Raw genomic sequence first — 14,528 nt, 5'->3', positions numbered from 1 at the left:
TAAGCTACAAATCTTGCCTCTTTTGATCAAAGAGGGCATTTTATAAAATTGTAGCTATGAGTATGTTCGATTTACTCTAGCGCATTGGCACCCGCTACAATCTCTGTAATTTCTTGTGTAATTGCAGCCTGACGAGCACGGTTATATTGGATGGGCAAGTCGTTGATGACATTTCTAGCATTGTCGGTTGCTGTCTGCATGGCTGTCATACCGGCAGCATGCTCTGCAGTTTTAGCATCAACAATCGCTCCATAAATCATGCTTTCTATATATTGAGGCAATAATTGCTCCATAATAGCTTCTCGATCTGGCTCTAACTCACAGCCAGATACTCCGTCCTCACTCGCTTCATCCGAATCAAGGTCTGCAAGTGAAAGCTTCTGCTGTACACGGACTTGGCTGGTTAAGCTATTAACATGGTGATTGTAGAAAACATAAAGCTCATCATATAGCTCGTTTTTATACATCTCAACAGACTTGGAAATAATCTTTCCAACTTGCTCAAAGCTAGGCTGATCTTCTAAACCACGCAGTTCATATGCAACATTTAACCCGCGTGCCTTGAAGAAATCGGACCCAACACCACCTATAGAAATATTGGCATAATCATCTTTTTCAGCATGATCTTCTGCAAGCATATCCATCATCGCTTTTAACATCTTTGAGTTGTAACCGCCAACGAGCCCTTTATCTGATGTGATGACGATATAGCCTGTCTTTTTGACTGGACGTGACACCAACATCGGATTGTCAGAACCTGTTGTCAATTCCGGTTTCATAAGGTCAGTTGTTATCTGACGGATTTTTGAAGCATAGACTTGAAAATCGCGTGCGGACTGATCAGACTTAACGAGCTTTGCAGAGGATACCTTCTGCATGGCACTCGTAATTTTACTCGTTTTTTCTGTTGAGGTAATACGCTCTTTAATTTCACTAAGAGAGCCTGCCATATCATACCCTCCTATGCTTTAACTTCTGATTGGTCTTTAACTTCTTGAATAGCTGCATCATGCACTGCTCCTTCAGGCAAATCTTTTGTTGATACGATTGTTTCATAGATGTCTTTATGATGCGCCTCTAAGTAGTCGTACAAGGCTCCTTCAAAGGCTAAAAGGTCATCTACTGGCACATCATCCTAGAAACCATGTGTCAAAGCATAAAGAATTACAACTTGCTTTTCAACAGGAAGTGGCTTGTGAAGCGGTTGTTTATGCACTTCAACCGTTCTACGACCACGGTTTAGTTGAGATTGAGTCGCTGAATCAAGGTCAGAACCAAACTATGTGAAGACTTCAAGCTCACGATAAGACGCTAAGTCAAGACGTAAGGTCCCTGCTACTTTCTTCATGGCTTTATTCTGTGCAGCTCCACCAACACGTGAAAAAGAAGAACCTGCGTCAATGGCTGAGCGGATACCTGAGTTAAAGAGTTTTTCTTGCAAGAAAATTTGCCCGTCAGTGATAGAGTTAACGTTGGTTGCGATGTAAGCTGAGATATCACCAACTTGCGTTTCGATAAATGGAAGAGATGTGATAGAACCACCACCCAACTCATCAGATACCTTTGCAGAACGCTCTAGCAAGCGACTGTGAAGGTAGAAAACTTCCCCTGGATAAGCTTCTCGACATGGCGGACGACGAAGAAGAAGTGATAATTCACGATAAGCTACCGCTTGTTTTGATTAATCAGCATCAACAATCAATACGTGATTGCCGTTGTACATAAACTCTTCTGCCATTGCAACACCAGCATACGGTGCAATGTAGAGCAATGGAGAAGGTTGCGAAGAAGACGCTGTTACAACGATAGTATATTCAAGAGCACCATACTTTCGATGCGTTTCTACTCGTGTACGTACTGTTGATTCTTTTTGTCCGATAGCGACATAGCTACAAATCGTATCTTGTCCTTTTTGGTTCAAGGTTGCATCAATCGCAACAGATGTTTTACCTGTTTGACGGTCACCGATAATCCACTCAAGTTGACCACGTCCAATTGGTACAAGGGCGTCAAGCGCCTTGAGACCTGTTTGAAGTGGTTCTGAGACAGACTTCCTCTGAATAACACCAGGAGCTGGTGTTTCTACTGGACGTGTCGCTGTTGTCTTAATCTCACCAAGACCATCAACAGGCTGACCAAATGGATTCACAACTCGACAGATAAGGACTTCACCTACTGGCACTTCCATAATCTTACCAGTACGTTTCACCTCATCGCCTTCACGAATTTCAGAGAAGTCCCCAAGGATGATGATCCCGACATCATTTGACTCCAAATTTTGTGCCATACCATAGACTCCGTTTGAAAATTCGAGAAGTTCACCACTCATGGCTTTGTCAAGACCACGAGCTCTAGCGCTACCGTCACCAATATAAGTAACGACCCCTGTTTCTGTGACGTCATAATTTGGCTGAAAGTTTTCAATTTGCTTTTTAATTAAAGCGCTAATTTCTTGTGCATTGATTGCCAAAAATCTACACCACCTTCTATTTTAGATTTTGTTCGAATTGACGTAATTGACTCTTGATACTCGTGTCAATTACCTTGTTATTAGCATTGATTATAATACCACCGATAATGCTCGGGTCAATGGTTTCAACCTGTTGACCATGCACTATGGTTAATTTTTCTTTTGCCAAGGCTAAAAGACGCTCTTTTTGCTCATCAGACAGGGCAATAGCTGTTGTCACACTAATGTCGTGGGTGTTTGTTGCTCGTGCTTCTTTGACCTAGAAAGTCTGGCAAATGGAATAAAGAAGTCCTTCACGTTCATTTTGAATAATGACATCAAGAAAATTGCTCACATAAGTCGTGCTAGACTCTTGAAGAAGTTTTATTATAGAAGCTTTGTCTTCTTTTGATATAGCAAAGTCTGACAGTACAGATTCTAGATTATTCTCTTCATAGACAGCAATGATGGCCTCAACATCAGCCTTGACAGTTGCTAACTGTTCATGCTCAAGCGCTACTTCTAACAAACTCATAGCGTATTGCTCAACGAGAGCCTCTGTTTTTTTGTCCATTAGGCATCTCCGAGATGTTTGAGATAGCTGTCAAGCATATCACTTTGTGCTTTTTGATCTAATTGTGTTGTCATTACTTTTTCAGCTAGCTAGATAGTAAGGTCAGCGACGTCTCCTTTGACACTCGTGAGCGCCTCTGTTTTACTTTGTTCGATGTCCTGCTTAGCCGTATCTTTTAGTCGACTAGATTCTGTTCGAGATTCTGCGATGATTTGATTACTTTTTGTATTTCCGGTTTCCTGAGATGTTTCGATAATTTGACGAGCTGCGCCTTTGGCGCTCTCTTGTTCTGCTTGACGCTTAGCTGCTAAGTCTTCTGCTTCCTTACGTGCTGATTCTGCTGTGTCAATATCTGTTGCAATCTTATCTGCAAGTTGTTCATAGATACCTGTGATTTTATCCCAAGAAAACAATCGAATGAAAACAAGTAAAAGAATCACAGAGCCTGTAGTGATAATGATATTACCAAGCGTTGTACTTTTGATTAGTATTGACATATTTCTCATCTTCTATCCTTATTCACCTTCACCGTTAACTTTTTTACCGATGTGGCTTGAGCTCAAAATGATAAAGACATAAGCTTGAATGAAGCCGATAAAGACTGAAAAAGCAACCCAAACCATATTATGCACAAAAGCAATAGGACCAGTAAAAATAGATAAGTGAGCGAGCTGTAAGATAAGTGAGGTTACCACAGCACCTGAGTATATGTTACCAAACAAACGTAGAGCAAGTGAGGCAAGATTAGTCACTTCCTCTAAGAGGTTCTTCGGCAGCATTGCTGGATAAGGCTCTAAAAAGCCCTTTAGATATCCTGATACTCCTTTTTTGCGTACACCTTCAACGTGAAAGATAATAGTAATAAAAAGTGAAAGGGTGAACGTCTCACCATAATTTTCTGTTTCACCCATCCACTAATTATTACCGTTAACTTCTAACTTTGTCGGAAGACCCAAGTTTTTTGCCACTAATACGAAGGTAAAGATGACAAACTTCATAAGGCTGTAGTTTTTTGTGTAGTTCCCTAATTTCTGTGAGATGGTGCTGTTTACCATTTCATAGAGGAACTCATGCACATTTTGATTGCCTTTTGGTTTTAGTATCAGCCTGCGACTAGCCCAGAAGACCTAGAAAAAAATAATCGTAACAGTCAAGAGAGACAGGGAAAGGATGGGCATATCAAACTCAATGCCTAAAAAAGATACGGTTGGGTCAATAGTTGTTCCCAATCCTCATCCCTCCTTCTTTCTTACTCTACGGCTATTTTACCAAGAATGTAAAGGCAAAGAGAACGAAGATAGTCCCTTCAATAAAGGCAACACCTGTGAACTTCAATGTTTGCAACTTACCAAACATTTCTGGTTGACGTGCTGAGGCTTGGGCGATTTGGGCAACCTAGATACCTTCACCGATAGACACGCCCATTACGGCGAAACCAAGTGCTAAAATAGCTAATTTCATGAAAGAATTCTCCTTTTTATTAATTTTACTCTGTTTATTTTAGACCCATTTAAGTCTGATGTCAATGAAAAGAGTTAGTTTTGATGACGTTTTCATTAAAATGACTTACCTTTTTTCACCATTACTGGACTTTGTTCTCTCGTTTGACTAAGTTCTATCGGATTTTTGCTCTACAATAATCTTTAACAAGTACAAAAATAACAGCATTTTCTCATAATGCTGTTTGTTATCTAAGATTGTTTTTCCAAATCCTCTACTTCATTTGCAAACTTTTGGGCGATTGCCTCCATTGCCAAGTCCTCTGGGTCAGGAAGAAGCGCCTCATCTGAATTCTCATCGGTATCTGCGAAAAAGGTGATGTGATTTTTCAGATTAGTTAGGGTGATAGGGGCGTCTCCACCATACGCACCGTCTAGGTTAATCATCATGCACTTGTCAGACTGAGGCTCAATGACAATCTTGCTGATCTTGATATACTCGATACGCTTATCATAGATGTGATTGCCTGAAAGGAGCAAGCGAATCATGCTCAAGAGTTGTAGGAGATTGGCTGTTTTGACGATGATAAGGATCAACAAACCATCATCTAGCTTAGCGTCTGATGCGATTTGCTCAATACCGCCGACAGAGTTTGTGATAGCCGCAAAGATCATGGAGGCTCCTCCGTCACAGACACATTCATCGTGTGTAATCTTCAAAGGAACCTTTCTGACTTGAGGAAGAAGCTCCGCTCCCTTAGCCAGGTAAGCAAGGTAACCAAAAGTCGTTTTTAACTGGCTAGGCACGCTGTAAGTCAGCTCGGTCAATGACCCAGCTGCTGCAATATTGATTAAGTAGGTGTCGTTTCTGGCTCGACAAATGTCCATTTTGACCATTTGGTTTTTGCCGCTGACTTGGGCAGCAGCGACAGGGTTTCCCCGTGGAATCTTTAAAGCCATTGAAAAGTCGTTGGTTGTCCCTGTTGGGATATTCGCCATTTTAGGACGGTGCTTGAGTGGAGCAATGCCGTTTTCGACTTCGTTGATGGGCCCATCGCCTCCTGCTGCAATGACTAAGTCACAGCCAGCTTTTGCGGCACGTTCAGCTTCATTGCGAGCTGAATTTTTCTCTGATGTCGTCTGAATAGCCGAGATTTCATAACCAAATCCCTCTAGAATATCTAACACTCCTCCGACATGGCGCTTCATCCACTCTTGACCTGCTGTCGGATTGTATATCAAACGTGCTTTTAATTGTTTATGCATAGCACACTCTTCTTTCTAAGGTCTATAAACTTCTAAGACAATTTTCATCCCGGACTTCTTTGCCTAGCTCCTGCGCTTTAGCAAACTTGCTGCCAGCGTCGCTACCTGCTACGACGATATCGGTCTTTTTCGCTACACTGCCTGTCACTTTAGCGCCCAAGATCTGCAACTTTTCCTGAGCTGCGCTTCGAGTCTTCTGCTCTAGCTTTCCTGTCAAGACAATGGTCAGGCCAGATAGGCTAGCGCTACTGCTTGCGACCTGCCCTAAAAAGGTCATATTAACACCGTAAGACGCTAGCTCTGCCATAAGCTCATGCACTTCAGCTTTTTCAAAATAGCTGGTAATAGAACTTGCAATCACCTCACCAAGCCCTTCTATCTGAGCGGTTTCCTCAAAAGAAGCCTTACTCAACTCATCTAAGATGTGAAAAGTCTCTAAAAGCTGACGAGAGACTTTGCTGCCGACATGTCTGCTACCGAGTCCAAATAGCAAGCGTTCTGCCGAATTGTCTTTAGAAGCTTGAATTGCAGATACCAGCTTGGTAGCAGATTTTTCCTTGATCCCCTCAAGGGTCATAAACTCATCAAATGTCAGTTTGTATATGTCCGCCACTTCACGCACCAGGTGCGCAGCGTAAAGCTTTTCAACCTGAGAAGGACCAAAGCCTGTGATATTCATGGCGTCTCGACTAGCAAAATGAGCGAGACGCTCTTTGATTTGGCTTGGGCTGATAGGGTTGGTACAACGTAGTGCCACTTCGTCCTCAAAATGAATCTAATCGCTCCCACTGGACGGACACTGACTAGGGATGTCCATAGGATTCTGCTCTTTGCGCTTTTGCTCAACGACACGCAAAACAGCAGGAATGATGTCACCAGCTTTATAGACATTAACGATATCGCCTATGCGGATGTCCTTTTCAGTGATGTGGTCGACATTGTGAAGCGTTGCAAGGCTCACCGTTGTCCCTGCCAGCTGAACAGGCGTCTAGTTCGCCGTTGGTGTCACAACGCCAGTACGTCCTACCGTCCAATCAACGCTCAAGGTTTCCGCTTCTTTCTCCTCAGCAGGAACTTTATAAGCAATCGCCCAGCGAGGTGCTTTGACAGTGTCGCCAAGATCTTCTTGCATAGCAAGGTCATCTACCTTGACAACAATCCCATCAATATCATAAGATAGCTGCTCACGCTGGCTAGCAATTTCTTCGATAAACTACCAAATCGCCTCCATGGAAGACGTCACCATATAGTGGTGATTGACTGAATAGCCGTCTTTAGCAAGTGACTGCAAGACATCTTCTTGGGTTTGATGATGGCTTGGACTCACCTCTTGGTAAAGAAAAGTCGCAAGATTGCGCTCAGCTACAACGGCTGTATCCAGTTGTCTCTAGGTTCCTGCAGCTGCGTTTCTTGGGTTGGCAAACTCAGGCTCACCATTTGCTTGACGCTCTTGGTTAATCTTATCAAAAGAAGCCTTTGGCTGATAGCACTCCCCACGCACTGTAATATCTAGTGGCTCATCCAGCACCTAAGGAATATCCTTGATACGCTTCTAGTTCTCCGCAATGTTCTCACCAATCGTTCCATCACCACGAATGGCGCCAACCTGCAAGTCGCCATCACGATAAGTCACAGACTCCGACAAACCATCAATCTTCTGCTCAGCCACTTAACGAGAGGTAGGAAAGCGCTCTTTTACCCTGCGGTCATAATCAAGAAGCTCCTCACGTGAAAAAGCATCCTGCAAGGAATAAAGAGGATAGGCATGTGTGTATTTTTCATAGTTTGACAGGACTAGACCACCCACTCGATGAGTCGGACTATCGGGAAAGATGTCATCAGGGTGCGCTTTTTCATGCTCCACTAACTCTCTATAGAACTTGTCATACTCACTATCAGATACACTGGGATTTTCCTCGGTATAGTACTCCTTTGCTTAACGATTAAGAAGTGTTTCGAGTTCGTTCTTTCGATTTAACATGGTCCTATTTTACCATAATACTGCCATTTTCTGTGGGATTTTTGCTAGCTTTTGCCAAGTTTTTCTCTCTTTTCATAACTTCATAAAAAGAGCAATGAATGCTCTCTTTGTTTATTTTGTATAATCAATTCTCTTTGCAATGCGGTCAATAAAAATAGCACCAACAAGAAGAGAGGCTAACTCTCCAAGAGCCGTTGTCAACCTAATCAGCCAAAATGATGCGTCAGCAACAATCGCCAACTCAGCAGCTACAGTCACCATAGAGGCTGAAAAGAAGATAGCAAAGAAGAAAAAGGCTTTGTTAAATAGGCCACCGAGAATACGCTCGTTCATGTAGCGCTCATACAACCATACGCCAAGGCTAACAAAGACCTAGGTTGAATGACTTCCAACAACCACATCAATCAAGCCAAAACTAAAGAAGTTAGCAATCGTACAACCAATGGTCAGGCTGATGATTTACTTGCGGTTGTAAAAGGCTAAAAAGTTCAGCATTTCAGCTACACGAAACTGATATGCTCCGTAAGAGTTAGCATTGAGCGGTGGTGTGATGGTTAAAACCACATAAAGCGCAGCGACGATGGCTATCTGAGAAAAGTCGTTTACAGTAAAAGTTTTCATGAGTGTCTCCTTTAACACTTTGTTCTACTAAGGTTTGTAATATGCTTGGCGTAAGAAGTGAAGCACCTAAGGCTGTTCTAACAACTTGTCTATTCTATCATAAATAAAAGCCATTGCCAAGGTTTATTTAATCTTTCTTTAAGTCTCTTTTGCTGCTCTTTTGTGGTATAATAAAAACATGAAACTATTGATAACATTCTCTAAAAAGCTCTTGCAAAGTGAAGGCATCTTATACCTTATCTTTGGTGGGTTGACGACACTGGTCTACATGGTCCCTCGTCTTTTGCTGTCTGCTTTTGCTATCGATGCGGGGCTATCTGCGACGATAGCAAATATCATCTCGGTACTTTTTGCCTTTATCACCAACGACACCATCGTCTTTCGCCAAGAACGTAAGGGCTGGCTCTATCGCCTTGGTAAGTTTGTCCTAGCCAGATTAGCCACTGCTTTGATTGATATTGCCTGAGATTATCTCCTTGTGACACGCTCTCCAAGTCTCATCGGGAAATTTGTCAACAATGACTATCTCTTGGTTATTCTGATTGAGATGCTCTTTTCTCAAGTCTTGTTTCTCCTTCTCAACTATGTCTTTAGTAAAGTCTTTGTCTTTAAAAATACCGCCAACTAAATACCAGCTTTCATCTAAGCTGGTTTTAATGTTCTTTATCTATATGTTCTTTTTCACTTTTTGAGCGGCTTTGAAGAATGGAGACCTAATCGCCTTTTCTGCTTTCAGCAAGACATTCGTGCAGCTCTTGATAAGTGGCATTTAAAATAGCACCAAAAATAATGAGATAGGCTAAGAAAATAAACCAAACCATCAAGATGAAGATGACAATCGACCCAAAAATCTTGATATCCACCAAGCGCTCGATACGATTTAACACGTAATTACTGACTAATTTACTAAAGAAAACCATGACAACGGTCACCATAATCGTCCCCGGCAGCAAATAGCGCAAACGTTTGATACGGACTTTTGGCAGGAACAAGTAAAGGGTTAGCTTGCCTAGAAAAATCGTCAGTGCTGTCACTGGCTGTGATTAATTCAACAAAAGCGTCGTCAAGAGGTCCCACATGTCATAGCGATTGACTATCAACATGATTAAGGGCTTTGAGAAGGTTGAAATAATCAAGACAAAGATCAGCATGAAAAAGAGCAAGAGACTCATGGCTAGCCCGACTAATCTTCCAATCACAAAGTCACGGTGCTGAGTGACTCCGTAGGCTTTATTCATGGCTTTTTGCAGGGAGGTCAGACTTTTGGACATGGGCCAAAGAGAAGTCACCGTCGCTACTCCCAAGATACTCTTTGAAGGGTTTGAAAAAATACTGACAATAAAAGATGAGGCTGGTTGGTAGACATTCTTGGGAAGATTATCTTTTAAAAAACTCAAGAAGTCAGTGATGTCAATATTGAGATAGGGAACAATTTGGGCAGCAATTACCACCAGCGGAAAAGCGGTTAGCTGCAGGTAATAAGCCACTGCAATCGCTGATAAATCCATCTCCGCACTTTGATAATGTTTGAGATAAACTTGCAAAGGAGGATCATTGAGCTTATCCATCAACTTTTCAACAACTAACTTTTTAGCCATGATTAGTAAGTTCTTTCTGCGCCTTGGCTGATTAAAATAAAAGGTCCATCTTTCGTGCTGACAAATTGATGTTCGTTTGGGAAAGATAGCCCGCCGTCTAGCGTCTTGTGCGCCCAACCTGTTCCCATATCTATGTCAATTTCCCAAGTGCCTGTGTTAATCATAGGCTCAATGGTAAGCACCATGCCCCCACGTAACCGTAAACCACGTCCAGCTCGTCCGTAGTGAGGTACTTTTGGCTCCTCGTGCATGGTTGGTCCATCGCCATGTCCCACTAATTCACGCACCACTCCGTAACCACGGCTTTCAGCGTACTCTTGAATTGCTGCACCAATATCACCGATACGATTGCCAACGACAGCTTTTTCGCTACCGATATAGAGCGCTTCACGAATGACATCCATGAGGTCTTTAACTTCTTGTGAAGCATTACCAACAGCGTAAGCCCAGCAAGCGTCCGCTAGACCACCCGTGTAGCTTTGGGTGTATTTTTTGACTTGCGCAACATTTTCATAATCAAGCTTAGACACGTCTACGACAGACTTTTCAAGAGGCTCACTAAGCACCATATCCACTTTGAGAAGGTCGCCATCTTTTAGGATATATTGGCGTGGAAAAGCGTGTGCCACTTCATCATTTAACCCACTGCAAGGCGCTTATGGATAGTCCATGATAGCGTCGTCAACACCGATTTGAAGAGGTAGGACTTTTGCCTCTTTACAGCGTCTACGGACATACTCTTCGACTTCCCACATATCAAGCCCTGGCTTAATCAAGTCTCTCAGTCCAGTATGAATGCTGGCTAGAAAATCACCAGCACGGTCCATAGCTTCTATTTCGCGTTTTGATTTTAATGTAATCTTTGTGTCTCCTTTTAATCTTCGTTTTTAGTTTATCTGAGATGTGACCTTTGCTTTTGCAATCTGTTGGTCATCTAAACAAATATCAAAATCTAGTAAAGCGCTGCGCCTTTTTTCGCTAATTACTTTTGGGCGTATCCGCAAAATATCATCAATCTGTGCCACCTGCAAGAAATGAATGGACAGCTCTTCAACGATGATACTTTTAGGGCTTTTTTTGGTTAATTGCCGATTGGTGCTGGCGTGAAGTGCTTCCACCAATACTCCTTGTGCGATATTGCCTGAGCTGTCTACCTAAGAAGGCTCCACAATCAGGCAGTATTCGCCGTGATCATACTGGAGATTGGTGATATTCTGATCACTCACAGTGTAGACCCCACGTGGCTGGGTGTTAGGGAGATTTCCCATGGCTTGACGCCGTGTAATCTCACCCAACAACTACTTGTCATCCGTGCTGACTGGTAGCATGTTGAGGTCTTCAAAACTCATCTTTTGGCTGATGTTAGCAAGCCTCTTATGGGGTTTTGCCGTGCTGACGTCTTTTGACATGACAAGCTCTATCTGAGTGTCATTGGGCTTTCTGACTGTGTCTTGCACACTGATGACACCCACGACATGATTGTCACTATCCACCACTGGAACACGCACATGCTTGGTTTGTTTGACCTGTTGGTTAAAGTCTTTGATGATGTTGGTCGTGGTCTGATAGCCATGGTCGTGCTTTGACTGATAGACTTGATTGACCGTTTTTAAGTCGATCTTAATCCGCACATCAGAAAGAGCGTGGTTTATCATAGTAGCCACTGTAAAGATGTCGTAGTGGGTCACCATGAAAGGAATGCCTAGGCTGTCTGCTGTTCGTTTCACACGCTGTGACACCCCAAAGCCTCCAGTGACTAATATGGCATTGTGTTTTTCAAGGGCGAGGAGCTGGATATTCTCCCTGCCTCCGACAATCAACACGCCACCACGCACCTAATAGCGTCCGATATTTCCACGTGTCATAGCCCCAATCGAAAACTTGCTAACCTCTTGACTCAGCCCAGCCTCGCCTGCCAGCACCTCTGAGTCACTGATTCTAGCAATCTCTGAATAGGTCTGCGTTTCAATCTGTACCTTGTTGGCTTGGGCAATCCGCACCGTACCACTTCGAGGCTTGGTCTCAACGATACCTCGCTTTTCAGCCTCTTTTATAGCACGATATGCCGTGCCTTCGCTGACATGCAAATGATTGGAAATGCTACGAACACTGACACGATTGCCAATAGCCAGATTTTCAAGATAATCTAATATGTCCTGATGCTTACTCATAGCGATATTCCCTCCTACTTAGACCATACTCGGTGTAAAAACGCATCTGATGCGTATAGCGGTCGCTTCCTTTGTAATCTCGCAAGAACGTGAAACCTGCTTTTTGAGCCACTCGTTGACTGGCTTTATTTCCCTCGTGCGTGACAATCGTCAAATGCCTAAGCTTCAACTCATAAAAAGCCAGTAATACAAGATTTTTCAGCGCTTCTGTCATATAGCCACTGCCCCACTCGCTCTCTTTTAGAAAATAGCCGATCTCACAAGTCCCCTCGTGATCATCCAGCTTTTCAAAGCGAATGGCACCAGTCATCTGCTGCCTGTCTTTGAGCTCAATCGCCCAGACACCTAGAGGTGAGCGCATAAACTACTCGACCATCATAGCTGTCCTTTCTTCTTTGGTTTTAGGACTTGGAACAATAAAGCGAAGATTACTTGGTCTTTTGATCATCTCCCAAAAATCCATCTCCTCTGTAAATGCAAACGGGCGCAAGATTAAACGCTCCGTCTCAAAAGTCGCAAACTGCGCTAATCGTGTCCAAATGTTCATAAAGCTATTATATCACTGCAAAGAAAATTTGCCTAACCCTGCTATGAGTCAAGACACGTAGTATGTCTAGAAAACTGCAAATAGCCCGAGCAACTCGGGCTTTTCTTTAATTTTCTTCAAATTGAGAATTGTAAAGGTCTGCGTAGTAGCCGTTTTGTGCCATAAGCCCGTCGTGGTTTCCTTGCTCGATGATATTACCATCTTTCATCACTAGAATCAAATCAGCGTTTTTAATGGTTGAATGACGGTGAGCGATATCAAATGAAGTGCGTCCTCCCATCAGCTTATCCATCGCTTTTTGGATGAGCTCTTCGGTACGGGTATCTACAGATGCTGTCGCCTCGTCAAGGCTAAGAAGCGGTGCGTCTTTTAAGAGAGCTCGAGCAATAGTTAACAATTGCTTTTGACCAACAGCCAAGGTCAGGCTGTCATCTAGGCCTCTGTCGTAGCCGTTGGGAAATGTCTTGATGAAGTGGTGAACACCGACAGCTTTTGCAGCAGCTTCCACCTGCTCATCAGTGATACCTTTTTGATTGTTAATCAAGTTCTCCTTGATAGTTCATTCATACAACCTAATGTCCTGAAGCACCAAAGAAAAGGCGTCGTGAACTTCTTCACGTTTCATGTCATGGACTTTAACCCCGTCAATACTGATAGTCCCACTATCCACTTCGTAGAAGCGCATTAGGAGATTAACCAGCGTTGTCTTACCAGCACCAGGCGGTCCGACAATGGCGATTTTTTGCCCAGCTTTAGCATGCGCTGAGAAGTCATGGATAATTGTCTTATCTTTTGAGTAACCAAAATGGACATGCTCAAAGGCTACGTCTCCTTTGATGATGTCAAGTTGTTTTGTTTTATTGCTTTCCTCTCCCATTTCGTCTTCTTCTAGGATTTCAAAAACACGATTCATACCTGCGCTCGCTTGTTGCAATTGACCAAAGGCTTGCGCTAATTGTGACAATGGTTGTGAGAAGATACGCACATAAATCATGAAGGCAACGATGGTTCCCATGCTGACATTGCCATCAGTCATCCTGATAGCACCAAAGACGCAGACCATAACGTAGCCGAAGTTGCCGATAAACTACATCAAAGGCTTCATGCTCCCTGAGAAGAACTGTGATTGCCACATACTCTTATAGAGGGCATTGTTTAAGTTCTTGAACTGCTCTTTGACCTCCTCTGTCGCAGAATAAGACTTGACAACGTTATGTCCTGAGTAGGTTTCCTCAACATATCCTGAGACGTTCGAAAGGTTCTTTTGCTGACGCTTAAAGAGCGATTGAGAACTTGCGCTGATAACCATCGTGCTGATAATACCGGTGAGTACAGAAAGAATCGCCACAGCGGCTAACCGTCCGTTGGTCTTTTTCATCATGATATTCGCTGCAATCAAGAGAATGGAACTTGAGAAAATCGTTCCCAAACTTTGTTGGAGAGATTGCGCCATGATCTCACCGTCGTTGGTAACTCGAGAAAGGGTATCCCCTTGCGTGTGTGAGGCAAAGTAAGCCAGTGGCACACGATTGATTTTCTCTGCGATAGCCTTACGCGTACGATTTGAGAATTTTTGGATAATCGTTGTGAAGGTGTGTTGTTGGTAGTAAGATACTAATGCCCCAACGCTGTAGAGTACAACCTGTTGCCACGCCAACTTAGCGACCTTGGCAGTATCAACATCTGCGTTGACACCCATAGCTTCTTTGATATTGCCCGCTTTTAGATAAACGGAAATTTGCGAAGCGTTTTTGAGAGCGTCTGAGATGGTATTTGCAATGTCGCTAATAATATCTGGACCAATGACGGTAACCCAACTTGAAATCACCGCACAAATCAGCGCCAAGATAAATGGCAGACGGAAGCCTTTCGTTTAAGGTAG

General features: G+C 43.2%; 2 protein-coding genes, 13 pseudogenes and 1 riboswitch. Of the genes and pseudogenes, 1 reads left to right on the top strand and 14 read right to left on the bottom strand.

All coding sequences use genetic code 11. From position 1 onward, the window contains the following. Window positions 1–71 precede the first annotated feature (71 nt). The 9 genes and pseudogenes from G5B60_RS03810 to G5B60_RS03770 all read right to left on the bottom strand — a co-directional run bounded on the left by G5B60_RS03810 (window position 72) and on the right by G5B60_RS03770 (window position 8,330). Window positions 72–950: a F0F1 ATP synthase subunit gamma gene (locus G5B60_RS03810; protein WP_164682731.1), complete on the bottom strand. Its 879-nt coding sequence runs from the start codon at window positions 948–950 to the stop codon at window positions 72–74. 11 nt (window positions 951–961) lie between these two features. Next, window positions 962–2,470 (bottom strand): annotated as a pseudogene (gene atpA, locus G5B60_RS03805) (F0F1 ATP synthase subunit alpha). A gap of 16 nt (window positions 2,471–2,486) precedes the next feature. Continuing rightward, window positions 2,487–2,984: pseudogene (locus tag G5B60_RS03800) on the bottom strand (F0F1 ATP synthase subunit delta). A 38-nt stretch (window positions 2,985–3,022) separates the two neighbouring features. Beyond that, window positions 3,023–3,520: pseudogene (gene atpF, locus G5B60_RS03795) on the bottom strand (F0F1 ATP synthase subunit B). A gap of 18 nt (window positions 3,521–3,538) precedes the next feature. Next, window positions 3,539–4,252: pseudogene (gene atpB / locus G5B60_RS03790) on the bottom strand (F0F1 ATP synthase subunit A). Window positions 4,253–4,283: 31 nt separating this feature from the next. Further along, window positions 4,284–4,484 (bottom strand): annotated as a pseudogene (locus G5B60_RS03785) (F0F1 ATP synthase subunit C). A 230-nt stretch (window positions 4,485–4,714) separates the two neighbouring features. Next, a complete protein-coding gene (locus G5B60_RS03780) occupies window positions 4,715–5,728 on the bottom strand; it encodes a diacylglycerol kinase family lipid kinase (RefSeq protein ID WP_164682729.1) in 1,014 nt (337 codons plus the stop codon). Between the two features lie 22 nt (window positions 5,729–5,750). Then, window positions 5,751–7,709: pseudogene (gene ligA / locus G5B60_RS03775) on the bottom strand (NAD-dependent DNA ligase LigA). 111 nt (window positions 7,710–7,820) lie between these two features. After that, window positions 7,821–8,330: pseudogene (locus G5B60_RS03770) on the bottom strand (QueT transporter family protein). Then, a riboswitch (PreQ1 riboswitch) is annotated at window positions 8,328–8,432 on the bottom strand. It overlaps the preceding pseudogene by 3 nt. A gap of 76 nt (window positions 8,433–8,508) precedes the next feature. Here G5B60_RS03770 and G5B60_RS03765 point away from each other — a divergent pair. After that, window positions 8,509–8,958 (top strand): annotated as a pseudogene (locus G5B60_RS03765) (GtrA family protein). 85 nt (window positions 8,959–9,043) lie between these two features. On the opposite strand, the pseudogene G5B60_RS03760 reads toward G5B60_RS03765, so the two are convergent. The 5 pseudogenes from G5B60_RS03760 to G5B60_RS03740 form a co-directional block, all read right to left on the bottom strand. Then, a pseudogene (locus G5B60_RS03760) lies at window positions 9,044–9,928 on the bottom strand (YihY/virulence factor BrkB family protein). A 2-nt stretch (window positions 9,929–9,930) separates the two neighbouring features. Next, window positions 9,931–10,755 (bottom strand): annotated as a pseudogene (locus G5B60_RS03755) (methionyl aminopeptidase). A 60-nt stretch (window positions 10,756–10,815) separates the two neighbouring features. Beyond that, window positions 10,816–12,099: pseudogene (gene spxR / locus G5B60_RS03750) on the bottom strand (CBS-HotDog domain-containing transcription factor SpxR). Then, a pseudogene (locus tag G5B60_RS03745) lies at window positions 12,092–12,646 on the bottom strand (GNAT family N-acetyltransferase). The pseudogenes spxR and G5B60_RS03745 overlap by 8 nt, the downstream one beginning before the upstream one ends. Before the next feature lie 106 nt (window positions 12,647–12,752). Then, a pseudogene (locus G5B60_RS03740) lies at window positions 12,753–14,504 on the bottom strand (ABC transporter ATP-binding protein). Window positions 14,505–14,528 lie beyond the last annotated feature (24 nt).

It is taken from the genome of Streptococcus hyointestinalis (assembly GCF_011039275.1).
Lineage (GTDB): Bacteria > Bacillota > Bacilli > Lactobacillales > Streptococcaceae > Streptococcus > Streptococcus hyointestinalis_A.
The sequence above is the reverse complement of the archived record's forward strand: the minus strand, read 5'-3'. Positions and strand labels throughout refer to the sequence as shown.